Annotated in this window: 22 protein-coding genes and 1 tRNA gene; 5 read left to right on the top strand and 18 right to left on the bottom strand. The window is 65.7% G+C overall.

The features are described 5' to 3' along the window. Positions 1–46: 46 nt before the first annotated feature. Positions 47–6,076, bottom strand: a complete 6,030-nt coding sequence (locus tag ACP7BZ_RS13825) for an alpha-2-macroglobulin (protein WP_426114049.1) — start codon at positions 6,074–6,076, stop codon at positions 47–49. Positions 6,077–6,232: 156 nt separating this feature from the next. Between ACP7BZ_RS13825 and ACP7BZ_RS13820 the strand changes: the two genes are divergently transcribed. Together ACP7BZ_RS13820 and ACP7BZ_RS13815 are read left to right on the top strand one after the other, a co-directional pair. Next, positions 6,233–6,664: a PaaI family thioesterase gene (locus ACP7BZ_RS13820; protein ID WP_426114047.1), complete on the top strand. Its 432-nt coding sequence runs from the start codon at positions 6,233–6,235 to the stop codon at positions 6,662–6,664. Between the two features lie 11 nt (positions 6,665–6,675). Next, positions 6,676–7,116, top strand: a complete 441-nt coding sequence (locus tag ACP7BZ_RS13815; protein WP_426114045.1) for a group I truncated hemoglobin — start codon at positions 6,676–6,678, stop codon at positions 7,114–7,116. A gap of 73 nt (positions 7,117–7,189) precedes the next feature. On the opposite strand, the gene ACP7BZ_RS13810 is transcribed toward ACP7BZ_RS13815, so the two are convergent. Continuing rightward, a complete protein-coding gene (locus tag ACP7BZ_RS13810; protein WP_426114043.1) occupies positions 7,190–7,888 on the bottom strand; it encodes an anti-sigma factor in 699 nt (232 codons plus the stop codon). Continuing rightward, the gene (locus tag ACP7BZ_RS13805) at positions 7,885–8,475 is read right to left on the bottom strand and encodes a sigma-70 family RNA polymerase sigma factor (protein WP_426114041.1); all 591 of its coding nucleotides are present in this window, start codon (positions 8,473–8,475) and stop codon (positions 7,885–7,887) included. Before ACP7BZ_RS13805 ends, ACP7BZ_RS13810 begins: the two co-directional genes overlap by 4 nt. A 218-nt stretch (positions 8,476–8,693) precedes the next feature. Between ACP7BZ_RS13805 and ACP7BZ_RS13800 the strand changes: the two genes are divergently transcribed. Next, the gene (locus ACP7BZ_RS13800) at positions 8,694–9,605 is read left to right on the top strand and encodes a DUF3034 family protein (RefSeq protein WP_426114040.1); all 912 of its coding nucleotides are present in this window, start codon (positions 8,694–8,696) and stop codon (positions 9,603–9,605) included. 16 nt (positions 9,606–9,621) lie between these two features. Here ACP7BZ_RS13800 and ACP7BZ_RS13795 read toward each other — a convergent pair whose 3' ends face one another. The 5 genes from ACP7BZ_RS13795 to ACP7BZ_RS13775 all read right to left on the bottom strand — a co-directional run bounded on the left by ACP7BZ_RS13795 (position 9,622) and on the right by ACP7BZ_RS13775 (position 13,265). Continuing rightward, positions 9,622–10,149, bottom strand: a complete 528-nt coding sequence (locus ACP7BZ_RS13795) for a TlpA disulfide reductase family protein (RefSeq protein WP_426114038.1) — start codon at positions 10,147–10,149, stop codon at positions 9,622–9,624. Between the two features lie 80 nt (positions 10,150–10,229). Beyond that, a complete protein-coding gene (locus ACP7BZ_RS13790; RefSeq protein ID WP_426114036.1) occupies positions 10,230–10,832 on the bottom strand; it encodes a BON domain-containing protein in 603 nt (200 codons plus the stop codon). A 53-nt stretch (positions 10,833–10,885) separates the two neighbouring features. Then, positions 10,886–11,479: a phosphoheptose isomerase gene (locus tag ACP7BZ_RS13785; RefSeq protein ID WP_426114034.1), complete on the bottom strand. Its 594-nt coding sequence runs from the start codon at positions 11,477–11,479 to the stop codon at positions 10,886–10,888. Positions 11,480–11,556: 77 nt separating this feature from the next. Continuing rightward, on the bottom strand, positions 11,557–11,916 hold the full coding sequence (locus ACP7BZ_RS13780) for a YraN family protein (RefSeq protein ID WP_426114032.1): 360 nt from the start codon (positions 11,914–11,916) through the stop codon (positions 11,557–11,559). 32 nt (positions 11,917–11,948) lie between these two features. After that, entirely contained in the window at positions 11,949–13,265 is a 1,317-nt protein-coding gene (locus tag ACP7BZ_RS13775) for a penicillin-binding protein activator (protein ID WP_426114030.1), read from the bottom strand. Here ACP7BZ_RS13775 and rsmI point away from each other — a divergent pair. Both rsmI and ACP7BZ_RS13765 read left to right on the top strand, forming a co-directional pair. Continuing rightward, positions 13,264–14,181: a 16S rRNA (cytidine(1402)-2'-O)-methyltransferase gene (gene rsmI / locus ACP7BZ_RS13770; RefSeq protein WP_426114029.1), complete on the top strand. Its 918-nt coding sequence runs from the start codon at positions 13,264–13,266 to the stop codon at positions 14,179–14,181. The two genes, ACP7BZ_RS13775 and rsmI, sit on opposite strands and share 2 nt — an antisense overlap. Positions 14,182–14,265: 84 nt before the next feature. Then, positions 14,266–14,342: transfer RNA gene (locus ACP7BZ_RS13765), tRNA-Pro, on the top strand. Between the two features lie 93 nt (positions 14,343–14,435). Here ACP7BZ_RS13765 and ACP7BZ_RS13760 read toward each other — a convergent pair. The 10 genes from ACP7BZ_RS13760 to ACP7BZ_RS13715 all read right to left on the bottom strand — a co-directional run bounded on the left by ACP7BZ_RS13760 (position 14,436) and on the right by ACP7BZ_RS13715 (position 25,368). Then, the gene (locus ACP7BZ_RS13760; RefSeq protein ID WP_426114027.1) at positions 14,436–15,359 is read right to left on the bottom strand and encodes a hydroxymethylglutaryl-CoA lyase; all 924 of its coding nucleotides are present in this window, start codon (positions 15,357–15,359) and stop codon (positions 14,436–14,438) included. 1 nt (position 15,360) lies between these two features. Next, positions 15,361–16,290, bottom strand: coding sequence for a 2-hydroxyacid dehydrogenase (locus ACP7BZ_RS13755; RefSeq protein ID WP_426114277.1), 930 nt, complete (start codon positions 16,288–16,290; stop codon positions 15,361–15,363). Between the two features lie 22 nt (positions 16,291–16,312). Further along, positions 16,313–18,373 (bottom strand): acetyl/propionyl/methylcrotonyl-CoA carboxylase subunit alpha, encoded by a 2,061-nt coding sequence (locus tag ACP7BZ_RS13750; RefSeq protein ID WP_426114025.1) that lies wholly within the window; start codon positions 18,371–18,373, stop codon positions 16,313–16,315. 47 nt (positions 18,374–18,420) lie between these two features. Further along, positions 18,421–19,467, bottom strand: coding sequence for a biotin synthase BioB (bioB, locus tag ACP7BZ_RS13745; RefSeq protein ID WP_426114023.1), 1,047 nt, complete (start codon positions 19,465–19,467; stop codon positions 18,421–18,423). 37 nt (positions 19,468–19,504) lie between these two features. Next, positions 19,505–20,338 carry a dethiobiotin synthase gene (gene bioD / locus ACP7BZ_RS13740; RefSeq protein WP_426114021.1) on the bottom strand — a complete coding sequence of 278 codons (834 nt, stop codon included), beginning with the start codon at positions 20,336–20,338 and terminating at the stop codon, positions 19,505–19,507. A gap of 1 nt (position 20,339) precedes the next feature. Next, a complete protein-coding gene (bioF, locus tag ACP7BZ_RS13735; RefSeq protein WP_426114019.1) occupies positions 20,340–21,521 on the bottom strand; it encodes an 8-amino-7-oxononanoate synthase in 1,182 nt (393 codons plus the stop codon). Continuing rightward, a complete protein-coding gene (gene bioA / locus ACP7BZ_RS13730; RefSeq protein ID WP_426114017.1) occupies positions 21,518–22,882 on the bottom strand; it encodes an adenosylmethionine--8-amino-7-oxononanoate transaminase in 1,365 nt (454 codons plus the stop codon). The genes bioF and bioA overlap by 4 nt, the downstream gene beginning before the upstream one ends. Beyond that, entirely contained in the window at positions 22,870–23,658 is a 789-nt protein-coding gene (locus ACP7BZ_RS13725; RefSeq protein WP_426114015.1) for an enoyl-CoA hydratase/isomerase family protein, read from the bottom strand. The genes bioA and ACP7BZ_RS13725 overlap by 13 nt, the downstream gene beginning before the upstream one ends. Then, a complete protein-coding gene (locus ACP7BZ_RS13720) occupies positions 23,655–24,728 on the bottom strand; it encodes a S1C family serine protease (RefSeq protein ID WP_426114013.1) in 1,074 nt (357 codons plus the stop codon). The genes ACP7BZ_RS13725 and ACP7BZ_RS13720 overlap by 4 nt, the downstream gene beginning before the upstream one ends. 64 nt (positions 24,729–24,792) lie before the next feature. Continuing rightward, a complete protein-coding gene (locus tag ACP7BZ_RS13715) occupies positions 24,793–25,368 on the bottom strand; it encodes a hypothetical protein (RefSeq protein ID WP_426114011.1) in 576 nt (191 codons plus the stop codon). Positions 25,369–25,382: the final 14 nt, after the last annotated feature.

The raw sequence follows: 25,382 nt of genomic DNA, 5'->3' as shown, positions 1-25,382 counted from the left end.
AATCGCAGCGGCGCTGCCCGCCAGCGTCGCGCTGAACGCCGCCACCTCACTTCGCTGCCGGCGCGGTCACCGTGATGAACTGGCCAGCGGCCGAACGCGCCCGCATGCTGCGGTTATAAAGCGCTTCGGCGTAGGCTGGCGGAATCAGGAAGCGGCCGCTGTTGGTGGCCTTGATGCGGTAGCTCAGTTCCTCGGCCTCGATGCCGACATAGCCGTAAAACACCACGCGGTCTTCGCGCACGTCGGCGTAGTTGACCGCCCAGCTTGACTTGCTGCCGGCCAGACCAGGCAGCCCGGCTGGCGCGCTGGCCGCAGCGCCATCGTCCGGCGCCGCTGGCGTTGCCGTCTCCAGCACCGGTTCAAACCCGCCCGGCATCAGGTCGACCAGGGCGACGTTGGCGACGGCGCGGCCGACGGCGCGAAATTTTAAGCGCACCGTCACTTCGTCGCCCACGCTGACGCTGGTGAGCGGCTTACCAGCGCTGTCGACCAGTTCGCGCAGCACCTCCATGCCATTGTTGATGTCGGCCACCGGCACCACCCGGTCAAACCCCGCTTCGGTCACGGCGTAGTAGGCGGTGACGCCGCTGTCGTTGGCAAACTGCAGCCGCTTGCTGCCAGCGTCAAAGGGCGCGCGCGGCATCAGGTTGTTCGGCAGCGCCAGCGCCTTTTTGCTGCCCTTGGCGTCGATCTCGGTGATGCTTAGTTTACCGAGCGCGCCCGGCCCGACCGCTGCCGCATAGGCATCGAAGGCCAGCGTCAGATAGGCTGCCGACAGCGTCGTGTAGCGGTTCTCGTTCAGCTGCGTGACCAGGGCCGCCATCGCTTCCGGCGGCAGCGCCTTCGCCCGCGCCGGGAAGTGGCGCGCGAGGATATACAGGCTCTGGGCGTCTTCCACCAGCGGATCGACAAAATACGGCGCATCGGTGGCGCCCGCTGCTGACGGCCGGCGCAGCAGGCGCGCCACCTGCTGGTCGATCAGCTCACTGGCCAACTTGTCCTGCTTTTGCAGCAGGTAGGACGCCGCCAGGTAGGCCGCCGCCGGATCGCTTTGCCAGGTTTTCGGGAAGCGCCGGTCGAGGCTTTCGCGGATCGCCGCCAGCACCGGCGAGCTGACACTCATTTGCCGCGTCATCAGGTAAGCGGCATAGGCGCGCACGCGCAGGCCGGCCAGCGTCGACGACGGGCTCGCCGCCAGTGTCCGCACATACGCCAGCGCCTTTTGCAGCAGGTCGTCAGGGACGCTGGCGCCATGCTCTTTTGCTTCGAGCAGCAGGTGGGTGGCGTAGACGGAGGCGAATTCGTCGGCCTCGGCGGCCGCGCTCCACATGCCAAAGCCGCCTTCGGCATTTTGCCGGGTGCGCAGCAGCGCCAGTGCGCGCTCGATGCTGCGCGCCTGCGGCAGCGCCGCCGCGCCATTGCCAAACTCGGGTCGCTGGCCCAGCACGATGGCCGGCACGCTCTGGCTGACCAGCTGCTCGGTGCACAGGTGCTCGAAGCTGGCCAGATACGCCGACAGGCTGCTGGCCAGCACCAGCGGCACCGTCGACAGCGCCGCTTCGCTGACGCGGTACTGGCCATACAGGCTGCGCGTGAGCGGCAGTTCGGCGCTGCCCTTGAAGCTGCCGATGGCGGTGCTGGTAATGCGCGGCGTCGCCGGGCGCACCGACACAGCGGTCGACAGCACCGCGCTATTGTTGGGATTGGCGCCGCTGGCAGTCACGCGCAAGGTGGCTGAGCCCAGCTGGGCAGCGGCGCCGTCGAGCGCGCGCAGGCGGAAGCTGGCCACCCCTTCGCGCATTTCGCCTATCGTCAGCCGGGCGCTGGCGCTGCCCACCACTTCCAGGTGCGCCGAGCTTGTCAGGCTCACCGTCACGGGCGCCGCCTTGCCGGAGCCGGCCACGTTGTTGGCCACCCCCACGCTGATATCGAACTGGTCGCCCGGCGCCACCGCCAGCGGCAGGTTCGGCGAGAGCACGAAGTCACCCCGTACCAGGGTGCGCGCCGCGCTGGTGCCGATGGCACTCTCGTTGACCGCCACCGCATAGATGCGCATGGCGCCATTAAAGGTGTCCGGCACCGTGTAGCTGAAGGTTTTGCTGGCGCTGACGTCGACCAGCCCTGACCAGTACACGGCCGGCTTGTCGTGCCTGCGCTTGAACGGATTTAAATTGCGTCCGAGCGCGCCGTCAGCATCGCCACCGGGGGCGCTGGCGGCCAGCAGTTTTTTGAACTCGGGCAGGATCATGTCGAGGATTTGCGAGGTGCGCACTTCCAGCATTTTCTTCTGGAAGAACAGCGACAGCGGATCGGGCGCCTTGTAGCCGGCCACCTGCAAGATGCCCTCATCGACGGCGAATACCACCACGCGTGCCGGTTTGGTGGCGCTCAGTTCGATGTCGAGGCGCTGGCCCGGCTTGATCAGTTCTGGCACCCGCAAGCGCAAGCTATTGGTGCGCGCGGCCAGGCTGGTGGCAAACGGCACGGTGCCGTAACTGATGGGGCTCATGAAGATTTCATCGGAGCCGGGGTCGCGGATGAACTGCACGCTGACGTAGCCGTTGCCCTCGAAATCCTTGGGCAGGCGGATTTTTTGTACCGAGGCCAGGGTGTCGCTCTTGAACCACTGGTGCACGAATACCTTGTCGCGCTCGATGGTGATCAAGCCCGCACCGACATACGGCGCCTTGATGCTGATCTCGATCTGTTCGCCCGGCACGTAGTCTTTTTTATTGAGCGTGAGCTGCAGTTCGGCGTTGCGTTCGAGGCTGCGGCTGACATTGCCGCGGCCCGCCACCGCGTACTCGATGCGATTGAGTTCGAGCCCCAGGGCGTCGCGGATCACATAGGCGAAGTTGCCCGCAGTGGCGGTGTCGAGCGGCAGACTGTAGCCAGTGGCGGCCAGCGCCAGCGGCGCCTCGCGTACCGTCACTTGTTTTTTGCGCGACTCGTACTTGTAAGTGCCATTGCCCTGCCGCGTCAGCACCGAGACAAATTTGTTTTCCACCAGCTGCAGCGTCAAACCTGCCACCGCGGTTTTCTGCGCCTGTGGATCGATGGCCAGCAGCGTCACGCTGCGGCGGGCGGCGCGGGCAACGAAGTCGAGCGCGCCGTCGGCCTTGAAGCCGACCAGATAGGGCAGCTCGGAGACCAGCGCGCTGGTCTCGGCGGCGACGGCGCGTCCACCCTGCGCCTCGAACACGCGGCTGACCAGGCTGACCCGGTAAGTGGCGCGCGCGTAGCGCCCCAGCCCCAGCTCGAGGTTGGCAACGCCGGCGGCGTCGGTGGTCTGCTCGGCCAGCGTGGTTTGATAGCCTTCCTTGGCGCGCAGCGGATCGTAGAATTGATAGTCGGGGTAGCGGGCAAAGGCCGGGAAGGCGGGACTGAGGGTCAGGCTGGCGGTGACGCGGCGACTTTGCGCCGGCGTGCCGAACAGGTTTCTCGCCTCGACCACCGCTTTGAGTTGATTGGGACTGAGCCAGCCCTCGCCGGCGGCGCTACCGGTGGCGCTAGCGAGCCGTGCATTCACCTTCAGCCGGTCGGGCTGGAATTGCTGCACCTTGACGCTGGTGCTGCCGATCTGCGCGCCGGCCTGGTCGTCGCGCACCAGGTGCAGGTTGATGCTGTAGCTGCCGGTGGGCGCGCTCTCCTCGGTGGTGTAGGAGGTTTCCAGCATGCCGTCGGCGGGCAGCTTGACGGTGTCGCGCTTGACCACCAGGCCACGCGGATCGAGGATGTCGACCTGCAGCGGCAGCCCGCTGGTGCTGCTGTTCCAGCGCGCCGATTTGACCACCATCGCCACGTGGAAGGTGTCGCCCGGGCGGTAGATGCCGCGGTCGCTGAACAGATAGGCTGACAGCTGGTCGGCAACGGCGGCATTGCGGGCGCCGCCGATGTCGAAGCGCGACATGTCGAGACCGCGGTCGGCGCGGCCCAGCGGCATGAAACTGAGGTCGCCCGCCTTTCTGGCGACGATCATCAACGGCGCCTTTTCGCGTGCCAGCCCGGCGATGCGGGCAAAGCGGGTGTGGCCGGCGTCGTCGGTGGTTTGACTGAACAGCACCTGGCCATTGAGGCCGACGACGTCGATGACGGCGCCGGCCACCGCCTTGCCCGTATAGATCGACTGGATGAAGACATCTTGCGAGCCGTCCAGCGATTTTTTGACGACGATGCCCAGATCCGTCACCAATAGCAGGCGCTGGTCAGTTTTGCTGCCGGTGTCCTCGCGCCGGCCCTCGCCATTGCCCTCGCCCTCCATGCCCTCGCTTTCGCCTTGCGCGTCGCCGTCGCTGGCGGGCGGCGCCTCGCCCGGCTGGCGCCGGGCCTTTTGTGCCGCCGCTGCGGCACGCTGCTCGGCTTTCGGATCGTAGCTCGTCACCGTCAGCAAAAACACGCCGCGCCGCGCGCCGCTGTCCGCATCGCCCTTCAGATACTCGGCCAGGTCGACCGCTTCGTAATGGGCCTGGCCGGCCGGCAGCGCCAGCGGGACCTTGCGCTCGTAGCGTTCGACCAGGTGGTCGGCGCCGAAGCTGCCATTAAAATTCGGCTTGGCGAAACTGCCGTCCGACTGCGATACCAGGTGCTGCAACTGCGCCGGCAGCACCCGTCCCAGCTCGATCTTCAAGCCCGGCAGGTCGCGTACCAGTAGCGCCACTTTTTTTTCTCCCGACAGCGCCAGCAGCGCACCCTCGCTGAGAATTTTTAGTTCAGCCGGATAGGGCGGCACCTGCAGCACACGGCCGACCGCCTTGCCCAGCACGTAGCCGCCGAACGATTTGATGTTGGCGGCCACCTTGACGTACAGGTAGCGGCCCACCGGCGCCTTGTATTTAAAACTGTGCAGTTCGGTAAATTCGCGCTCGGCGGGTACCGCTTCGAGCGCCAGGCGCTGGCCCTGCTGCAGGGCGGCGTCATCGATGACGACGCTGCTCCAGTCGAACGGTTCGGCATCGGCGGCGGTTTTCTGGCTGGGTTGTTGATCTGGCAGCAGCCACACGGCGACCGCCTGCTGCAGCACTTTTTCGTGCACCGTGCTGGAGGTGTTCAAGACCAGTACCTGCTCCGGTTCGTTCTGCTGGTTACTCACCACGCGGGCGGCGATCTCGCCCACGGTCAGGCTGTACAGGCCAGGGAGGGCGACCTTGCCAGTCAGGTCGTCCTTCAGTGGCGGCGAGCCGCGCGCCGCACTTAAACCCTTGGCCAGGGCGAAATGCATGACGCCGCCGTCGCGGGGAATCGGCAGATTGTCCGACACCACCGAAGCGTTGAGCTTGAACTTGTCGTAGCTGACGGTGAAGCGGGTGGTTTGCTTGCCGATGCCAAGCATGCCGTTCGACTGCTCGTCTTCGCGCAATTCCAGGCGCTTTTCCAGTTCGGCAGGGGTGACCGGATAGCTGAAATTGAGATCGACCACCACCTTCTTGGCGGCCGGGTTGAGCGGGTCCTGGTAAAACTGCGCGCGCACGATTTTTGCCGCGAAGGCGGCAGTGGCGAACTGCGCCGCATCCTCGCTCAGGCGCACATGCGGCTTGAATGCCTTGGCCGGCAGGCGCACCGTGTAGTCGGTGCCGGCCGGCCAGTCGTCTTTCGGCACAAAGCGCAGCTGGCGGTCACTGACCCAGTGCCAGCTGCCGGCCAGTGCCGGCGCCAGTGTCACCGTGCTGACGTCCTTGTCGATCTGCGACAACGGCGCCACGCTCTCGCTGAAGGTGAGCAGCAGCGGGTGCGGCTGGCGCTGCTCGGCGTCGTCGAGCTCGATGGCGGTGCGGGCCGGGGCGCTCACCTTGACCGTCACCACCAGCGGCTTCGGTTGCGCCTGCCACCAGCGATAGCCGTACCAGCCGCCCGCCAGCGCCGCTGCCAGCAGCAGCACGGCAGCGGCGCTGGCGCCTGGACGGGTCCGCACTGTTGCGCCGACACGACGGCCGCCGCCCGCCAGCGCCTGTGCCCAGCGCGGCGCCTGCCAGTCGAGGCGGCCAAACAGCTGCAGCGCCAGCCACGCAAGCGGGCGCCATACCAGCCGCTCCCACAGCAGGCGCAGCATTCCGGGGGCGGCAGGGCGGGTGGCGTCCATGGCGGGTCCAGGCAAGAGTGGGGGGAATTATTACTTTAAGATAATTATCGCGAAACTACTGTTTGGCAAGAACTATCGGAGTAGCGGGGCAATTTGCCACGCACCGTCAAAAACTCTTTTAAGATGACGGCTCACACGCACTTTCACAGGATTCTCATGAGCCACACTGCCGTCACCGCTGTCACCGTTGAACAATTAAATGCCCTCGGCCAGGGTTATTTTCCCGGTTACCTGGGCCTGGAAATTACCAGCGTCGACAATGGCGAAGTGGCGGCGCGCATGGCGGTGCAGCCGCACCACCTGGCACCGAATGGCTTTTTGCATGCGGGCAGCGTGGTGACCCTGGCCGATACCTGCTGCGGCTACGCCTGCCGCCTGCATCTGCCCGAAGGCGCCAACAATTTTACGACCATCGAACTGAAGTCGAACCACCTGGGCACGGCGCGCGACGGCGCCATCGTCTGCGTGGCCAAGCCGGCCCATCTGGGCCGTACCACCCAGGTCTGGGATGCCGTCGTCAGCAATGCCGCCAGCGGCAAAACCATCGCGATCTTCCGCTGCACGCAGATGATCCTGTACCCCAAATAAGGATGTTGAGCATGAATGATCGAATGACGCTGGCGGCCGCCGCGCTGTTGTCACTGAGCTTGCTGGCGCCTGCTCCAGGTGCCAGCGCCGGCGCTGATGATGGCCTGTACCGGGATCTTGGCGGCAAGCAGGGCATCCGCAACATCGTCGCCACCTTGATTCCCATGGTGCTGGCCGATGCACGGATCAAGGACAGCTTTGCCGATTCCGACATGCAGCACGTGGGCAAACGTCTGGAAGAGCAGTTGTGCGCGCTCGCCGGTGGTCCTTGCACCTATGGCGGCGAGCCGATGAAAGAAAGTCACGGCGGGCTGAAAATCACCAATGCGCAATTTAATGCGCTGACCGAAGACTTGCAGCTGGCGATGGAACAGCACGGTGTCGCCAATGCGGCGGGCAACCGGCTGGTGGCGAAGCTGGCGCCGATGCAGCGCGAGATTGTGACCAAATAAGAGAGGGCGCGGCGCTTGCGGCATGGCACCGGCACCATCGGTGCCAGTCCCCCCTGCGCTCATTGCTGCCTGATTACAGGCGCACCCACGCACCCTTGTAAATGACGGGACCAGTCGGCCCGTTCGGATCAGGCGAGCCCCCCTTCGGTTCGAGCGATACCGCCAGCACGGCAACATCGTCGCCCAGCGCGCCGGCGCCCAGCGGCAGCACCGTGCGACCGGCGCTGACCAGGCCCAGCGAGCGTGGATGACCCTGCTTCGGCACGGCCCACAGGTGCAGGCTGTGGGTGCCGTCGACCGCCAGGTTCGACGCCAGGTGAATTTCCATGGCGCGGTGCGCCGGGTCGGCGGTGACCAGCATCGCTGTTTGCGTCTTGTCGTCGGCCAGCGTGGCGACATAGGCAATGGCTGGCGCCACCGGCGCCGTTCGCGTCATCACCACCACCAGCAGCAGTGCCGTCAGCGCCGTCGACACCATGCCCAGGCTGCGCCAGAACGGCAGGTTGTCGTTGTGCCAGAACTGCCAGGCCGGCGCCTTCTTCAGGGCCAGGCGGCGCTCGATGGCGCCCCACAGGCGGCGTGGCGGCGCCACCGGGCCGGCAAATTCGGCCATCGGTGCCAGCCGCTGCTGCCATTCGGCGCAGATGTTGCGCAAATCGGCGTCCTGGCTCAACCAGCTTTCAAAACGGCGCCGCGCGCCACTGCGCAGGGTGCCCAGCACGTACTCGGCGGCCAGCTTTTGGCGCAGGATCGGGTTGTTGCGAATGTTCATGCCCGCTCCCCCTTGGCCAGACAGACGCGCAACTTTTCCAGGCTGCGGCGAATCCAGGTCTTGACAGTGCCGATCGGCAGCTTCATCTGGCTGGCCACTTCGCTGTGCGACAGGTCGTGGTAATACGCCAGCGCCACCACCTGGCGGTGCGCGCCCTCGAGGGCCGACATGCACCAGGCCAGCGCCTTGGCGTCGCCGCTCATCTGCAGCGCCTCGATGGGCGTGCGTTGGGGATCCTGTAGGGCATTGATGACTTCACTGTCAAATTGTTGCGTATCGATGTCGACCGTATTGTTGGTGCGCCGCAAGTGGTCGAACGCCTTGTTGCGGACGATGGTCGCCATCCAGGTCATCGGCGCGGCAAGATGACTCTGGTAATTGGCGGCATTGTTCCAGATCGCTACGTAACTCTCTTGCAACACCTCCTCGGCAAGTTCGCGCTTATTCAATATACGTAAGGCGAAGCCAAACAGTTTCGACGAACTGGCGTCGTACAGCAAACGAAAGGCGGCGGCGTCGCGCTTGGCGGCGGCCTGCAGCCAGGTTTTCAATTGTTGGGGATCGAGATTGGAGATGTCGGTGGGCACGAACAAGCTTTCCAGTGGGTGGCAAACAACAAGGCGATGGCAGCGACCATCCTGACATGCGCCGAGCTTAAGCAATCAGAAACAAAAATACAACACGAACCATAACAAAACATTCACAAATGGGGCGCGTTGACACGTCGTTTTGTATCCAGCACAAAAAAATGCTGGAGGGCAATGTTAGCTTTGGATAGAATTTTAACCCTGTCCCAGGAGTTTACATGCAATTAAGCAGGTTCCCATCGATGTTGCCAGTCGCCGCGCTGCTCGCCTTCACCCTGGCGTGTGGCGCCGCCAATGCGCGCCAAGCGTGGCCGCCCGACCAGGGCAAGTTCCTCGCCACCGGCGGCGTCAGCACGGTGGAAGGTGCCGGCGGTGGCGGCCTGGTGCCGTGGGCGCTGATCACCGGTTATGGCACGCGTGACAGCTGGGGCGCGAATGTGCACGCCACCCGGGTCGTCACCGACGATTATGCTCTCAGCACTGCCGGCGTGACGGTGGGTATCGCCGACCGTGTCGAGTTGTCGCTGGCGAGCCAGACCCTGCGCGGCAGCGTGGCACCGCTCGCCGCGCTGCGCCTCAAGCAAGACATCGTCGGCATCAAGATCAAGCTGGTGGGCGAGGCGGTGTATGAGCAGGACCGCCTGCTGCCACAAATTGCCATTGGCGCCATGATCAAGCACAGCGGAGCAGTGGCGGGGCTGGGGGCGCTGGGCGTGACCAGCGTGCGGCAACTGGGTGCGCAGGACGAGCGCGGCGTCGATTATTATGTCGCCGCCACCAAGCTGCTGTTCGAGCACAGCGTCTTACTGAACGCCAGCGTGCGCGCCACCAAGGCCAATCAGATGGGTCTGCTGGGCTTTGGCGGTGACCGCGGCGACCGCTATCAGGGCCGGCTGGAGCTGTCGGCTGCGTACCTGCTCCGGCGCACCCTGGTGGCCGGCCTTGAATACCGGATGAAACCGCGCAATCTGGCGGTCGATCAAGAAAAGGCGTATTACGACGCGTTTGTTGCTTGGTTTCCCAGCAAAAATTTGTCGGTGACGGCGGCGTATGCCGTGCTGGGCGATATCACCGTGTTCAATCCAAACAATCAGAAGGGGGCGTACTTGTCGGTGCAGGCGGGGTTTTAAATCCAGCCGCTCGCCATTACCCCGCCGCCAGCGCCTTTTTCAACAAACTGTGCAGTTCATCGAACTGCGGTTCGCCCACGTAACGTTTAAGAATGGTGCCATCTTTACCAATCACAAAGGTGGTGGGCGTGAGGGCGACATCGCCAAACGCGTGGGCAATCTCGCCGCTCGAATCGAGCGCCACCTTGAAGGGCAGCTGGCGCGTTTGCGTGTAATTGAGCACGTAATTCGGCGGGTCGTATTTCATCGCCACGGCGACAAATTCGAGGCCCTGTCCCTTGAACTGCTGGTAAGTATCGACCATCTGCGGCATCTCTTTGACGCAAGTGGCGCACGAGGTTGCCCAGAAATTGACCATCACCACCTTGCCGTGCAGGCTGGCGGTGCTCACCTTGTGGCCGTCGAGGGTAATAAACGTCACCGCCGGTGCCTGGGTCTTGCTGGCAAAGGTGGCATACGCCAGCCCCAGCGCACCGAGCAGGGCGACGGCGGCGACGGCGGGCTTGAGCCAGGGGCGGGAGGCAGTAGCAGAGGAGGCGGTCATGGCAGCGGGTGCATTCAAGAGGGGCAAAAAAAATCGGCAGTCACGCTGCCGATTCTAACCGAGTTGACACCAATAGAGCGTTACAGCGGCGTTTTGGCCGGCTGCATGGCGCGCAGTTCGTCTTCGGTGATGTATTCGAATATCTTGACCACTTTTTGTACGCCGGAGACGCCGCGCGTGATGTCGGCAGCGAGCTGGCCTTCGCGCTGGGTCACGCGGCCCATCAGGTAGACCACGCCGCGCTCGGTGACCACCTTGAACGAGGTGGCCGAGATGGTTTTCATGTCGACCAGACTGGCCTTGACCTTGGTGGTGATCAGGGCGTCGCTCGAACGCGAGGTATAGCTCGACGGGCCGGCCACTTCCAGTTCATTTTCGATGCTTTGCACGCCCTCGATGGCGCGCACTTCGCGCTCGACGGTGGCCTTGGCGCCGGCGTCCGGCACTTCGCCGGTCAGCAGCACCTTGCGGTTGAACGAGGCGATGTTGACGTGGGCATCCTGGCCGGCGATTTTTGGCACCCGCAGTTCGGCCTTGACGGTGATCGACTTGTCTTCCGTCTGCGCGCCCAGCGTACGGCGGTCAGCGGTGGCGACGGCGCCCATGACGGCGCCGCCGACCACCATTTCGACGCAGCCGGACAGGCTGGCCAGCAGGGCGGCGCCAAGGATCAGCTTAGGCATCAAATTAGGCATCAAATTAGGCAGCAGGCGTACTGCGCGTGGGCGGGACTTCGTCATTGTTCATCTCCTCCAAACAGGGCGACATCGATACCATCGCAAATACAGTGAATCGCCACCAGATGGACTTCCTGGATGCGCGCGGTGCGGCTGTGCGGCACGCAGATATGGACGTCGGCGTCGGTGAGCATTTTGCCCAGTTCACCGCCATCCTTGCCGGTCAGGGCGACCACCCGCATTTCGCGCTCGAGCGCCGCTTCGACGGCGGCGAGCACATTGGCCGAGTTGCCCGAGGTCGATAGCGCCAGCAAGATGTCGCCGGCCTGGCCGAAGGCTTGCACCTGCTTCGAAAAAATCTCGCGGTAGCTGTAGTCGTTGCCGACGGCGGTGAGGATGGAGGTGTCGGTGGTCAGCGCCAGCGCCGGCAGCGGAAAGCGCTCGCGCTCGAAGCGGCCCACCAGCTCGGCGGCAAAGTGCTGGCAATCGGCGGCCGAGCCGCCATTGCCGCAGGCGAGAATCTTGTTGCCATTCGACAGAGCGCCGAACATCAAGTCAATCGCGGCCGAAATGGGCTGGGTCAAGAGCGGCGCGGCCTTGAGCTTGAGCTCGGCGCTTTCCTGGAAATGGGCGAGGATGCGTTGTGTATTCATAGGGTCGGATTATAGTGCAGGCGGTGGAGGAACAGCACAAGTGCTGTAAAGCTTACTTACAACCACAGCGGCGCCGTTCACACCTCGATGGCATCCTGCAGCCAGTCGAGCCGGCCGCCATCGATGGCAACGACATCGATGCGGCAGGCGGGCAGCTCGTCATAACGCTGTAGAAACGTTTGGGCGGCGTGGATGATGCGGCGCGTTTTGTGGGGGCCGATGCTGGCGGCGGCGCCCCCGTGGCTGGCGCTGGCCCGTTCGCGCACTTCGACGAACACCAGGGTGGCGCCTTCGCGCATGATCAAATCGATTTCGCCACCGGCGCAGCTAAAATTTGCTTCCACCAGGGTCAATCCGTGGCGCTGCAGGTAGGCCAGCGCCGCCTGTTCGCCAGCGCGTCCCTGCAGCTGCTTTGGACTGAGGCGCTTGCCCGCCATGGTGAGCTCGGCTTATCTTGGCTTATCTCGGCTTAGCGCGCCGCGGGAGCGATCAGCGAAAAGCCGCCACCCTGGTAGACTGCGGTGCGCTGCACCCGTTCAAAGCGCGCCGGGCCCTGGCCAAAATCGATGGTCAGATTGCCGGTGACGCCGTCGAGGCTAAAACTGCGGCCCTGGCGCAGGCTGATCTCGCGGGCGATGCGAAAACTGTCGATGCCGAGCGCGTACAGGCGGTCCAGATCGAGTGTCGGGCTGGCCGCGCCCTGTGGACCCAGCCAGCGTGGATAGACCATTGCCGCCGCATGCCCCGGCTGCACTTCCCACGGCAGGTCGAGCAGGCGCACGCCGACCAGTTCATTGATGCTGGTGGCCGGGTCGCTGCCCGGATTGACCGACGACGTCCCGTAAAACGGCAGATCGGCGCCAGCGGCGGCGCGCACCTGGCCGGCCTGGCTGGGGTCGAGCGCGCCAAACAGCAGCACCGGCGCGGCCGCCTCGATCTGGCCGCGCAGCTGGGCCAGCGCCGCTTCACTGAGGTAGCCATTGCTGTCGGCCAGCACCAGCTGTTGCGAGACATGGCCGAGCTGCTTCCAGCGCGCTGCAAAGCTGTTGGCGATGCGTCGTTGCCAGGCGCTCGAGCCAGTGATGATCAGCGCCACGCCGCCGGCTTGATCGCTGCGCTGCTCGGCCGCCGCCCACTCGGCCACCTGGCGCGCTTCGTCGTCGATCGACAGGCCCACCACCAGCAAATTCGGCGGCAGCTCGCGGCCGCGCACTTCCGGGTGGTTCAGGGCAATGGTGGGTTTGATGACCAGCTTGCTGGCAGCGAGCGCGCTGACCGCCGAGCGGGCCAGCGGGCCGACGATGATATCGTTGCGCGCCAGCGCGTTCTGGTAAGCGTCGAGCGTCTCCTGGGGACTGTCGCCCGTTTCGATCAGGTGCACTTCGATGCCGGCGCCATCGCGCTCAAAAGCGGCCATGAAGCCGGCGCGCAGGGCGTCGGCCGGCGCCGCCAGCGCGGCCGAGCGTAGCGGCAGCATCAGGCCGATGCGCAGCGCGCTGGCGCTGGCACTGGCACTGGGACCTTCCTGCGCGGCGGCCATGGCGGTCGCGGCCGCTGCTTCCGGGCCGTCGATCGGCATGGTGCGCATCGGCGACAGTTCGCGCGGCGGCGGCGCCAGGCGCGCCGGTTCGGCGGCACGCGGCGTGCTTGTGTTTGACTCAATCGGCGCGCACAATCGCACGTCGCACGGCGTGCTGCAGGCAGCCAGTGACATCACGCTGGCGCCGGCCAGCGCGGCCAGCAGGCCCTTTAGAACAAGACCATTCTTCGGCATCAGATTCCCCATGACAGATATCCAGTCCAGCCAGTCCAGCCAGATCGCCCAGCTCGCCGTCATTGGCGAAGCGGCTCAACAGTCCTATCCTACCGCAACCCTGTATGTTGTCGCCACTCCGATCGGCAACGTCACCGACATCAGCCTGCGCGCCTTGCAGTTGCTGGCGCTGTGCGACGCCGTCGCCTGCGAAGACACCCGCAACACCGGCCACCTGCTGACCCGCTTCGGCGTGAACAAGCCCTTGATCGCCGCCCACCAGCACAACGAACGCGAAGTGGCCGACAAGCTGATCGCCCGCCTGCAGCAGGGTCAGCGCATCGCCCTGGTGTCGGATGCCGGCACCCCCGGGGTGTCCGATCCCGGTGCGCGCATCGTCGACGCCGTGCGCGCCGCCGGCTTGCGCGTGCTGCCGCTGCCGGGCGCGTCGGCCGCCATCACGGCGCTGTCGGCCAGTGGCCTGGTCAACGACCAGTTTTATTTTGTTGGCTTTTTGCCGGCCAAGGCCAAGCAGCGCGAGACGGCGCTCAACGCCTTGCTGACGGTGCCGGCCATCCTGGTGTTTTACGAGGCGCCGCACCGCATCGTCGACAGTGTCGGGGCCTTGCTGGCGGCGTTCGGCCCGCAGCGCCAGATCGTGTTCGCCCGCGAACTGACCAAACTGTTTGAAGAAATTCACCGTTGCCCGCTGGGCGAAGCGGCCGCCTGGCTGGGTGCCGATGCACACCGCGAAAAGGGCGAATTCGTCGTGCTGGTCGAGGGCGCGCTCGAAGCCGGTGACGCTGCCGATCTGGAAGCTGAGCGCATCTTGCAGATTTTGCTGCTCGAATGCTCGGTCAAACAGGCCGCCAGCCTGGCTGCGCAGATCACCGGCCGCAAGAAAAACGCCCTGTATGAACGGGCGCTGGCCATCAAGGGCGCCGCCTGAAGCGCAGATAAAACACTTAACTGTGCACGCAACTGCGCACCAGCCCTTGACCAATCGGCCTTCTACCGTTATAGTTCTGCTCCTCGGAGTGTGGCGCAGTCCGGTAGCGCACCTGGTTTGGGACCAGGGGGTCCAAGGTTCGAATCCTTGTACTCCGACCAAAACAAGCAAACAAAAGCGGTGATCCGATTTTGTTTGGCAAGTCAAAAAATCCTTGGCCTCGGCCAGGGATTTTTTTCGTCTGTCGTTTTGATTTATAGGTTTGTACGCTTGGCCGCCAGCGCGTTACCGGCGCGGCTGGCCCCCTTGCGGCCCAGCTGCTCGGAAATGAAGAGGCCCGCCTCGACCACCTGGTCGAGATCGACGCCCGTGTGGATACCGAGCCCGTTCAACATGTAAATCACATCTTCGGTGGCGACATTGCCAGTGGCGCCTTTGGCGTAAGGGCAGCCGCCCAGGCCCGCCACCGAGGCGTGAAAAATCTGTACCCCCACTTCCAGGCTGGCATAGATGTTCGCCAGTGCCTGGCCGTAGGTATCGTGAAAATGGCCGGCGATGCCGTCGAGGCGAAAGGTGGCCGCCGCCCGTGCCATCACCGCCTGCGTATGGCGCGGGGTGGCCACGCCGATGGTGTCGGCGATGTCGATTTCGTCGCAGCCAAGGTCGCGCATGCGGCCGACGACATCGGCCACCGCATCGAGCGACACCGCTCCCTGATAGGGGCAGCCAAAGGCGCAGCTGACGCTGGCGCGCAGGCGCAGGCCGTGCGCCTTGGCCGCCTGTGCCACCGGTTCAAAGCGGGCGATCGATGCGGCGATCGAGCAGTTGATGTTCTTTTGCGAAAATGCTTCGGACGCCGAACCGAAGATCACCACTTCACCGGCGCGCGCTGCCAGCGCAGCATCAAACCCCTGCATGTTCGGCGTCAGCGCCGAATACATGGTGCCGGGGCGGCGCTCGATGGCGGCCATCACTTCGGCGCTGCTGGCCATCTGCGGCACCCACTTGGGCGAGACAAATGACGCTGCCTCGATGTTGGGAAAACCGGCCCGCGCCAGGCGTTCGACCAGCTCGATCTTGACGGCGGCGCTGACCCACTGCGGTTCGTTTTGCAGGCCGTCGCGCGGCCCCACTTCGACGATCTTGACGCTTTTCGGTAGTGCTGGCTGGGTGTTCATCTCAGTATCCTAAAGTACGGTCGACCACGTCGGCGATGGCCTCGCCGCGCTCGAGGGCGGCGATTTTGCCGACGATCTGGCGCACGCTGTCTGCGCGCACGGTGAGCGCGGCGATGTGCGGCGTGATGGCGATGCGCGGCTCGCCCCAGAACGGGTGCGGCGCCGGCAGCGGCTCGTTACGAAAGACGTCAAGGGTGGCGCCGGCAAGATGGCCGCTACGGATCAGCGTCAGCAAATCCGGTTCGGCCAGCAGGGCGCCACGCGCCACATTGATGACGTAGGCGCCGCGCGGCAGCTGTTCGAGCATGGCGCGGTCGAGCAGGTGATGGGTGGCTGGCGTCAACGGCAGCATGCACACCAGCACGCGGCTGGCGGCGAGAAAATCGCCCAGCTGTGCGCTGCCTGCATACATGGCGACGCCATCGATGGTTTTAGCACGGCGGCTCCAGCCGCGCAGCGGAAAGCCGAATGGCGCCAGGGCAGCGAGTACCTGCGCGCCGAGCGCGCCGGTGCCCATCACGCCGATGGCAAAATCGCTTTTTGAAGGTAGCGCCAGCGGCGCCCACACGCCATCCCTGGCCTGCGACTCGTAATCGTCGAAGCGGCGGAAGTAGCGCAGCACCGCGTGCAGCACATACTCGGCCATCTGCACCCCCATACCGGCGTCGCCGAGCCGCACGATGGGCACACTTGGCAAGGCATCGCCAAACTTGAGCAGGGCATCGACGCCGGCGCCGGCGACAAAGATCGCCTTGACGCCCGCCAGCTGCGCCAGCAGGGCCGCTGGCGGCCCCCATACCAGCGCGTAGTCGCACGGTGGACAGGGACTTGCCTGGTCCCAGACGACGACATCGAGCGCCGGCAGCAGCGCCTGAAAATCGCGCACCCACGGCGCCGTGTTGCCATCAGAGCGGTAGAGCAGCAGTCGCATGCGCGCTTTCATGAAACGGCCTTCACGCTGGCGTGAACGCCAGCAGGGGGGCGCTATCGGCGACCTGGTCGCCCACCTGGTAGAGCAGCTCGTCGACGGTGCCATCCGCAGGCGCGGCGATGGTGTGCTCCATCTTCATCGCTTCCATGATCACCAATGCGTCGCCCTTCTTGACCACCTGGCCCGCCTGCGCCAGCACCGCCACCACCTTGCCCGGCATGGGCGCGGTCAGGCGGCCGCCGGCCGCTTCCACTTCGCCTGCATGGGCCAGCGGATCGAGGTAGTGCAGCACGAAGTGGCGGCCGCCGCTAAAGACGTGGAACTGCTCGCCGTCGCGCCGTACCACCCCGCGCACGGTGGCGTCACCGAGCGTGAGCGACAACTCGGCGCCGGCGCCGCTGGTCGCAGTGGTCGCAGTAGTAACAGTGGTCGCCAGCGGCACCTCGATGGCGCCGAAGTCGAGCAGCCAGCCGTCGTTCTGGTAGCGCAGCTTGATCTGGTAGCTGTGCGCTGCGGTGCTAGCGCTAAAGTCGTCCGTAAAAGCGATGCTGCGGGTGGCATCGCCATGCAAGCGCCAGCCGTTGGCATTGCCGAACGGGTCGGCGGCAAAGCCGGCTGCGCGCGCGGTGGTTTTTTCACTCTCGAGCAGCGCCGCAATCGCCAGCGCCAGCGCGGCGGCCGGCACCGCGCGCGGTGGCGGGAACAGGGTGGCGCTGTTACGCTCGATCAGGCCGGTGTCCAGATCGGCGCCGGCAAACGCATCTCCTTCCACCAGCCGCTTGAGAAAGGCGATGTTGGTGGCCAGGCCGACGATGTGGAATTCCGACAGGGCCTGCGCCATGCGCGATAGCGCCTGGCGGCGGTCGACGCCCCAGACGATCAGCTTGGCGATCATGGGATCATAAAAAGGCGAAATGGCGTCACCCTCGCGCACCCCGGAATCGATGCGCACCGCTGCCGGCTGGCCGCCGGCGTCGCCGACGATAAAACTGACGGCGGCAGGCAGATCCATGTGGCGCAGGGTGCCGATCGAGGGCAAAAAGCCCTTGTCCGGATTTTCGGCGTAGATGCGCGCTTCGATGGCGTGGCCGTGGATGGTCAGCTGGTGCTGCTGCAGCGGCAGCGGCTCGCCAAAGGCGATGCGCAACTGCCACTCGACCAGGTCAGTAGCGGTGATCATTTCAGTGACCGGGTGCTCGACCTGCAGGCGCGTGTTCATCTCCATGAAATAAAACGAGCCATCCTGGTTGGCGATGAATTCGACGGTGCCAGCACCGACGTAGCCGACCGCACGGGCGGCAGCGACGGCTGCCTCTCCCATGGCGGCGCGGCGCGCGGGCGGCATGCCGGGTGCCGGCGCTTCTTCCAGCACCTTCTGGTGGCGCCGCTGCACCGAGCAGTCGCGCTCGTGCAGGTAGACGCAGTTGCCGTGGCTGTCGGCGAACACCTGGATTTCGATGTGGCGCGGGCGCGTCAGGTATTTTTCGGCCAGCACCTTGTCGTCACCGAAAGAGCTGATCGCTTCGCGCTTGCACGACGCCAGCGCCGCCTTGAAATCTTCGGCGCGCTCGATCACCCGCATGCCTTTGCCGCCACCGCCGGCCGACGCCTTGAGCAGCACCGGGTAGCCGATACGGTCGCCCTGCGTCTGCAAAAAATCGGCATCCTGGTTGTCGCCGTGGTAGCCCGGCACCAGCGGCACCGCGGCCTGTTCCATCAGCGTCTTGGCGGCCGATTTTGAGCCCATCGCCCGCATCGATGCTGGCGGCGGGCCGATAAATACCAGCCCCGCCTGCGCGCAGGCGTCAGCGAAATCGGCGTTCTCCGACAGGAAGCCATAACCGGGGTGCACCGCTGCGGCGCCGGTGGCCAGCGCCACCTCGATGATCTTGTCGCCGCACAGATAGCTTTCCCTGGCGGCGGCCGGCCCGATCAGCACCGCTTCGTCGCACAGTGCCACGTGGCGGGCGCCGGCATCGGCCGCCGAATAGACGGCGACGGTCTTGATGCCCATGCGGCGCGCAGTGGCAGCGACACGGCAGGCGATTTCACCGCGGTTGGCGATCAGGATTTTTTTGAACATGCGTGGCTTCCGAAGCGGTGGTGAAAAGGGGAGGTGAACGTGATCCGTTAGCAGCCGCAGCGCTCTTTCGGCGCGGCATCGAGCGTCGCGGCGCGGGTTTTCAGGCCCAGTTTTTCCAGCATGGCGCGGTCATCGTTGGCTTCCGGGTTGTCGGTGGTGAGCAGTTTATCGCCATAAAAAATCGAGTTGGCGCCAGCGAGAAAACACATCGCCTGCACCGCTTCGCCCATCTGGCGCCGACCGGCCGACAGCCGCACGCGCGCCTGCGGCATGGTGATGCGCGCTACCGCGATGGTGCGCACGAATTCGAGCGGATCGAGCCGATCGAGGCCGTGCAGGGGGGTACCCTCGACCTGCACCAGGTGATTGACGGGCACCGATTCGGGGTAGGGATTGAGGTTGGCCAGCTGCGCGATCAGGCCGGCGCGCTGCAGGCGCGATTCGCCCATGCCGACGATGCCGCCGCAGCACACCTTCAGGCCGGCGCTGCGCACTTTACCGAGAGTGTCGAGGCGGTCCTGGTACTCGCGGGTGGAAATGACGTTGTTGTAAAACTCCGGCGCCGTGTCGAGATTGTGATTGTAGTAATCGAGGCCGGCGTTTTTCAGACGGTCAGCCTGACCCTCTTCCAGCATGCCGAGGGTAGCGCAGGTTTCCATGCCCAGCGCCTTGACTTCGCGGACCATCTCTTCGACCTTGTCCATGTCGCGCTCCTTCGGGCCGCGCCAGGCGGCGCCCATGCAAAAGCGGGTGGCGCCATTCGCCTTGGCCTGGCGCGCGGCATCCAACACGGTATCGATGTCGAGGATTTTTTTCGCTTCGACGCCAGTGTCGTAGCGCGCTGCCTGCGGGCAGTAGCCGCAGTCTTCTTCGCAGCCGCCGGTCTTGATTGACAGCAGCGTGGCCAGCTCGACGTCGCCATCGGGGAAGTGGCTGCGGTGCGCGCTCTGCGCCTGGAACATCAAGTCGGCAAATGGCAGGTCGAACAGGGCCATGACGTCCGCCAGCGGCCAGGTCGCCGTCGGCGCGGTGGTAATGGCGGCGGCCGGCTTGTGAAACGCCAGTTCGGTGATGGTGTGAGGAGTCGCATTCATGGGGTGTTCCTTGTCGTTACTGTATAAATAAAATAAATTAGTCGCTGGCGCGCGGCCAGCCGGGCAGCCCTGCCAGGTCGATGCAGGCGGCCGCCTGCACATGGTCGGGCGCCGGCATGAAGGGCACGCGGCCCAGCAGCGGCGCCGGGATGCGCGCGGCCAGCGCGGCGACATTGTCGTCGGCGAACTGCATGGCGGGATCGATGTGGTTGGCCACCCAGCCGGCCAGCACCAGGTTGCGCGCGATGATCGCTTCGACCGTCAGCAGCGCGTGGCTGATGCAGCCCAGGCGCATGCCCACCACCAGCACCACCGGTAAATTCAGTTGCGCGGCCAGATCGGCGGTGTCGAAGTCGTCGGCCAGCGGCACGCGAAAGCCGCCCACCCCTTCAACCACCACGGCATCCGAGGCGGCGGCAATTTCAGCGTAGGCGGCGATGATCGGTACCGCGGTAATGGTGATGCCATCGATGGCGGCGGCGATATGCGGCGCGCACGCGCTGCGCAGCATGAATGGCGTGGTCAGATTGACCGGCAGGTGGACGTTGCCGGCCGCGCGCAGCAGATCGGCGTCGTCGTTGTGCAGCACGCCGTCGCGCAGGGCGGCGCCGGCGGCGATCGGCTTCATGCCACAGGCGCGCACGCCGTTGCTGACGAGTTGGTGCAGGATGGCGGCCGAGATCATGCTCTTGCCGATTTCGGTGTCGGTGCCGGTGACAAAACACGAAAAACGCCACGGCAGCGAGCCGATTGCCTGGATCGCCGGTGCTGTCTCCAGCGGTGGCGCCGCCTTGTGTGCCGGATCGAGGGTGGCCACACCGACGACGCTGTCGACCGGATCGTTCAGGCCGGTGGTAATCGAAGAAATCATGTCAGTGCCTTTCAAGCGTGTTGAGTGCCGCCACCAGTTGCGCCACATCGTCGACAGTATGCGCCGCCGACAGCGTCACCCGCAGGCGCGCCGTGCCGGCAGCCACCGTCGGCGGGCGGATCGCCGGCACCCACAGGCCGCGCTGGTACAGGGCAGCGGCGGCGCGCAGGGCGGCAGCATTGTCGCCGATGATGAGGGGCTGGATGGCGCTGGCAGAGGCGCCGAGTGTCCACGGCGCCACCTGCACGGCGCAGCGAAAACGCGCGATCAGTCCATCGAGGTGGGCGCGCCGGCTGGCGCCTTCATCTCCCTCGATGATGTCAAGGCTGGTCAGCAGGGCGTGCGCCAGCGCCGGCGGCGCCGCCGTCGTGTAAATGTAGGGACGCGCGCGCTGCATCAGGTAGGCGATGACGCTGGCGTGGGCGGCGACAAAGGCACCGGCCACGCCAGCGGCCTTGCCCAGGGTGCCCATGTAAATCAGGTTGGTCGATACCAGGCCGGCCTGGGCCAGTGCGCCATGGCCGTGTTCACCGAGGGCGCCAAAGCCGTGGGCGTCGTCGACCACCAGCCAGGCGCCGTGGCGCTCGCACAGCGCCAGTAGCGCTGCCAGCGGCGCCAGTTCGCCATCCATGCTAAAGACGCTGTCGGTGACGACGATTTTAGTGTTTGCCGTGCTCGCTTCCAGCAGTGCTGCCAGCGCGGCGACATCGGCGTGCGGGTAGACTTGCACGCTGGCGCGCGCCAGGCGGGCGCCGTCGATCAGCGAGGCGTGGTTGAGCGACTCGCAAAACAGGGTGGCGTCATCCTCGCCACCCAGTGCGGTCAGAATCGCCAGATTGGCCATGTAGCCAGTGGCAAAGCTGAGCGCGCGGGCGTGCGGGATGCTGGCGGCCTGGGTGGCCGCCAGCCGCTCTTCGAGCTGTTGGTGGGCGCGGCTGTGGCCACTGATCAGATGCGAAGCGCCGCTGCCGGCGCCGTACAGCGCCGCCCCTTCGCGCAGGGCGTCGATGACGGCCGGGTGGGCCGCCAGGCCCAGATAATCGTTGCTGCAAAATGCCAGCAGGGGCCGGCCTTCGAGCAGCAGGCGCGGCGCGCACGGCGTGTCGACGATGCGGCGCCGCCGCGTCAGGCTGGCGTCGTCGAGCGCGCGCAGGCGCTGGTCGAGCCGGGAGATGAGCGTCATGGCGCCATCACCTGATTGAACACGGCGATGGTGCGCGCGGCCAGCAGGTCGATCTCGTCATCGGCCAGGATATACGGCGGCATCAGGTAGACCGTCTTGCCGATCGGCCGCAGCAGCAATTCCTGCTCGAGGGCGGTGCTGAAAAAGCGCCGCGAAAAGGTCGCCGCCCGCGCCGCATCGTTTTGAACGGCATCGAACGCCCAGATCATGCCCTGCTGGCGCAGGTGCATTACACGGGCGTCGTCGCCCAGGGGAGAGAGCGCAGCGGTCATGCGCGCCGCGCGCGCACGGTTGGCCACCAGCACATCGTCGTTGGCGAAAATGTCGAGGGTGGCCAAGGCTGCGCGGCAGGCCAGCGGATTGCCGGTGTACGAGTGCGAGTGCAAAAAGCCGCGGCGCACGTCGCTGCTATAAAACGCCTGATAGACAGCCTCGCGCGTGAGCACCAGCGACAGCGGCAGGTAGCCGCCGCTGATCCCTTTTGACAGGCACAGGAAATCGGGCCAGATGGCGGCCTGTTCGCAGGCAAAAAAGGTGCCGGTGCGGCCGCAGCCGACGGCGATTTCATCGACGATCATGTGCACCTGGTAGCGCTCGCACAGCGCGCGCACCAGTTGCAGGTAGAGGGGATCGTGCATTGCCATGCCGGTGGCGCACTGCACCAGCGGCTCGATGATGATGGCGGCGATGTGTTCGGCCCGTTCGGCAAACAGCGCTTCGACATCCCGGGCGGCGCGGCGGGCGACGTCGGCGGCCGACTCGCCGTCCACTGCGCCACGGGCGTCGGGCGACATCACCACGCGCGCCGAGCGCAGCAGCGGGCCGTAGGCATCCTTGAACAGGGCGACGTCGGTCACTGCCAGAGCGCCGATGGTCTCGCCGTGGTAACTGCCGGCCAGGCAGACAAATTCCTGCTTGGCCGGCAAGCCATGGTTGCGCCACGCATGAAAACTCATCTTCAGGGCGATTTCCACCGCCGACGCGCCGTCCGATGCATAGAACGCGTGGCCCAGCACATTGCCCGTCATGTTCGACAAGCGCTCGGACAACTCCACCACCGGGGCATGGGTAAAGCCGGCCAGCATGGCGTGTTCGAGGCTGCCCAGCTGCTCGATCAGGGCGGCATTGATGACCGGGTTGGCGTGGCCGAACAGGTTGACCCACCACGAGCTGATGGCGTCGAGATAGCGCTTGCCGTCGTGGTCAAACAGCCAGGCGCCGCGGCCATGGCTGACCGCCACCAGCGGCACTGTTTCATGGTGCTGCATCTGCGTGCACGGATGCCAGACGCTGCGCAGGCTGCGCGCCACCCAGTCGTCGGCTGCGGCCGGGCTGCCGGCCAAGGTGGTCAATCGATCCATGACGGCTTGCGCTTTTCCAGAAACGACGCCACCCCGTCGCGCCCTTCGGCGGACGCACGGACGGCGGCGATGCGGCGCGCACTGTCGGCGAGCAGGGCGTCATCGATGGGCCGGCCGGCCATGTCGCGCACCAGCGCCTTGGCCTGGCGTACGGCGTTGGGGCTGTTGGCCACCAGCGCCTTGATGATGACGGCCACGCGCGCGTCGAGGTCGGCCGGCGCTGCCAGTTCGTGGACAAAACCGATGCGCTGCGCTTGCTGCGCGGTGAACCGCTCGGCCGTCAGGAAATAGCGGCGCGCTGCCGGCTCGCCCATCGCCCTGATGACGTAGGGAGAGATGGTGGCGGGGATCAGGCCCAGTTTGACTTCGCTCAGGCAGAACTGCGCGCCGTCGGCGGCGACAGCGATATCGCAGGCCGCCACCAGGCCCATACCGCCGGCATAACAGTCGCCCTGGATTTTTGCTACCACCGGAAGCGGGCACCGGTAAATCGTGCGCAGCATGGTGGCCAGCTTGAGGGCGTCGTCGTAGTTTTCGCTGTCCGAATAGGCGGCCATCGCCTTCATCCAGTGCAGGTCAGCGCCGGCGCAAAAGGCCGGGCCATTGGCGGCCAGGATGATGGCGCGCACGTCTTCATCGCGACCGAGTTCGTCGAACGCCAGCGTCAGTTCGGCGATGGTGGCGTCGTTGAAGGCGTTGCGCACGTCGGGGCGGTCGAGGGTGACGGTGGCCACGCGCTCGTGCATGGTGATGTCGATGGATTGCCAGTTGATCATGGTGTGCCTGTCGGTGGGGTGGCGCGCTGGCGTGGCTGGCGTGGTTGATAGACGACGACGTTGTCGACGGCGTACAGCACGCACGGGCTGTTGTGAAAGCGTTCGCAGCCAGTGAGCACGCGCACGGCGGGATTCGGATCGTCCGCCGGGTTTTTCGGGGTGGTGGTCCAGGCGCTCCACCAGCCGCGTGGCACGCCGAGGGCGAAGGCGCGGGGCAGTGGCCTGGTCAGGAATTCTTCGTAGGCGGCGCGCGCAAATGGATTGACCGCGAGTAGCTTGTTGATGTCGTCGATGGCAGCATAGGCCGCGGTCGCGGGCGCGGGCGCGCTCGGCGGCGGGCGCTGGCCCACCTCGGGTGCCCGCAGCGGCGGGGTCGACGGCCGCGCTGCGACCTGCGTGCCTGCTGCGCTGCCTGCTGCACTGCGTGCGCCGCTTGCGTAAACCGCCAGCGCCGCGCGGCTGCGCTCAGCCAGTTCGCGCTGCCAGCCGATCGGAATGGCGAGGTTCAGATTCTGGCCCTTGTCCATGCCGGCACTGGTAATACCGATCAGGGCGCCGTCGTCGTCGAACAGGCCGCCGCCACTCGAGCCGGGCGAAATGGGGGCGGAGATCTGGAGGTAGCGGATTGCCTGCTTGTCATCCTTGCGGATCGCCGACACCAGGCCGTCGCTGAGGGTCAGTTCCATCCCCAGCGGATTGCCCAGCGTGTAGATGCGCTGGCCGACGGCCACCTTGTCGCTGTCGCCCAGGCGCACCGCTGGCGCCTTCAGGGTGGGCGCGCTGATCTGGCACATGTCGCGTTCGATGTCGATGTACTGCAGTTTGGCCGGCACGCTGACGGCGCCCTGGCGCACCACGAAGCTGCTGGCCTTGGCCAGCACGTGGCAATTGGTGAGCAGGGTTTCCGGCCCGATGACGACGGCGCTGCCTTGCGAAAAGGCCTTGCCGGCGCTGTCGGAGGCGACCACGCGCCAGATACTCGGTGCCAGCATGCTATAGAGCTTGTCGGGGGCGATGGCGTGCGCGCTGCCGGCAGCGAACAACGCCACCACCGTTATCACCCTTATCACCCTTATCACCCTTATCACCCTTATCTCCCTTACCATCGTCATGGTTGATGCAAATGCGCCCATCTCAAGCTCCTGGCAACAGGTTTTTGAAGTCGTCGAGGCTGCGTCCGCGCGACGTCGATGGTGCCCGTGCGCGCAGCAGTTGTTCCAGTCCCGGCTGCGCGATGCAGGCGCCGAAGCGCGCCGTTCTGCGCTCGATTGCCTCGGCCACGGGCACGCCGCCGCTGACGTCATCGATGCCCAGGCCACAGCGCATCTGCTGTTGGTCGACCGACAAGCGATAGCTGTGACCGGCGCGCGGCACGAACGAGACAATCACTTCGCAGCGCGCCGCATTGCCCATGCGCACCGCCAGCGTCGCCAGCTGGCCGGCGCGGATGGTCAGCGCCGCGCCGGTCGGCGGCGCTGACGCCGTCGCTGCGCTGCCGCTGTTGGAAGCGATCGGCTGCGGATCGTTGCACGCCTGGGCGTCGGCGAAGGCCAGCACCGTGTAGGGCATGCCGGCGCCGACCAGGGCTGCAACCGACAGGGTGGCGGTGGCACCAACGGTGGGCGCCTGGTAGGGGCGCAGCTGGTGCGCGGCGCAGGCTGAGAGCAGCAGGGCGGCCAGGCCGCAGCAAACCAAGGCGGACGTTTTCATTCGATCCTGATCAT

The organism is Massilia sp. PWRC2 (assembly GCF_049896725.1).
Taxonomy (GTDB): Bacteria; Pseudomonadota; Gammaproteobacteria; order Burkholderiales; family Burkholderiaceae_D; genus JAFCUW01.
Note: the sequence above shows the minus strand (reverse complement) of the source record. Positions and strands in the feature narration are given on the sequence as shown.

Excerpts from the sequence above, each read along its gene's own strand:
- ACP7BZ_RS13780 (WP_426114032.1), bottom strand. The coding sequence starts at position 11,916 with ATGGCGGGCAAGCGCCTCAGTCCAAAGCAGCTGCAGGGACGCGCTGGC.
- bioD (WP_426114021.1), bottom strand. The coding sequence starts at position 20,338 with ATGATTTCTTCGATTACCACCGGCCTGAACGATCCGGTCGACAGCGTC.
- ACP7BZ_RS13810 (WP_426114043.1), bottom strand. The coding sequence starts at position 7,888 with ATGAACATTCGCAACAACCCGATCCTGCGCCAAAAGCTGGCCGCCGAG.
- bioA (WP_426114017.1), bottom strand. The coding sequence starts at position 22,882 with ATGGATCGATTGACCACCTTGGCCGGCAGCCCGGCCGCAGCCGACGAC.
- ACP7BZ_RS13750 (WP_426114025.1), bottom strand. The coding sequence starts at position 18,373 with ATGTTCAAAAAAATCCTGATCGCCAACCGCGGTGAAATCGCCTGCCGT.
- ACP7BZ_RS13775 (WP_426114030.1), bottom strand. The coding sequence starts at position 13,265 with ATGGGGAATCTGATGCCGAAGAATGGTCTTGTTCTAAAGGGCCTGCTG.
- ACP7BZ_RS13800 (WP_426114040.1), top strand. The coding sequence starts at position 8,694 with ATGCAATTAAGCAGGTTCCCATCGATGTTGCCAGTCGCCGCGCTGCTC.
- ACP7BZ_RS13755 (WP_426114277.1), bottom strand. The coding sequence starts at position 16,290 with ATGCGACTGCTGCTCTACCGCTCTGATGGCAACACGGCGCCGTGGGTG.
- ACP7BZ_RS13785 (WP_426114034.1), bottom strand. The coding sequence starts at position 11,479 with ATGAATACACAACGCATCCTCGCCCATTTCCAGGAAAGCGCCGAGCTC.
- ACP7BZ_RS13760 (WP_426114027.1), bottom strand. The coding sequence starts at position 15,359 with ATGAACACCCAGCCAGCACTACCGAAAAGCGTCAAGATCGTCGAAGTG.
- ACP7BZ_RS13825 (WP_426114049.1), bottom strand. The coding sequence starts at position 6,076 with ATGGACGCCACCCGCCCTGCCGCCCCCGGAATGCTGCGCCTGCTGTGG.
- rsmI (WP_426114029.1), top strand. The coding sequence starts at position 13,264 with ATGACAGATATCCAGTCCAGCCAGTCCAGCCAGATCGCCCAGCTCGCC.
- ACP7BZ_RS13820 (WP_426114047.1), top strand. The coding sequence starts at position 6,233 with ATGAGCCACACTGCCGTCACCGCTGTCACCGTTGAACAATTAAATGCC.
- bioF (WP_426114019.1), bottom strand. The coding sequence starts at position 21,521 with ATGACGCTCATCTCCCGGCTCGACCAGCGCCTGCGCGCGCTCGACGAC.
- ACP7BZ_RS13795 (WP_426114038.1), bottom strand. The coding sequence starts at position 10,149 with ATGACCGCCTCCTCTGCTACTGCCTCCCGCCCCTGGCTCAAGCCCGCC.
- ACP7BZ_RS13815 (WP_426114045.1), top strand. The coding sequence starts at position 6,676 with ATGAATGATCGAATGACGCTGGCGGCCGCCGCGCTGTTGTCACTGAGC.
- ACP7BZ_RS13715 (WP_426114011.1), bottom strand. The coding sequence starts at position 25,368 with ATGAAAACGTCCGCCTTGGTTTGCTGCGGCCTGGCCGCCCTGCTGCTC.
- ACP7BZ_RS13790 (WP_426114036.1), bottom strand. The coding sequence starts at position 10,832 with ATGCCTAAGCTGATCCTTGGCGCCGCCCTGCTGGCCAGCCTGTCCGGC.
- ACP7BZ_RS13725 (WP_426114015.1), bottom strand. The coding sequence starts at position 23,658 with ATGATCAACTGGCAATCCATCGACATCACCATGCACGAGCGCGTGGCC.
- bioB (WP_426114023.1), bottom strand. The coding sequence starts at position 19,467 with ATGAATGCGACTCCTCACACCATCACCGAACTGGCGTTTCACAAGCCG.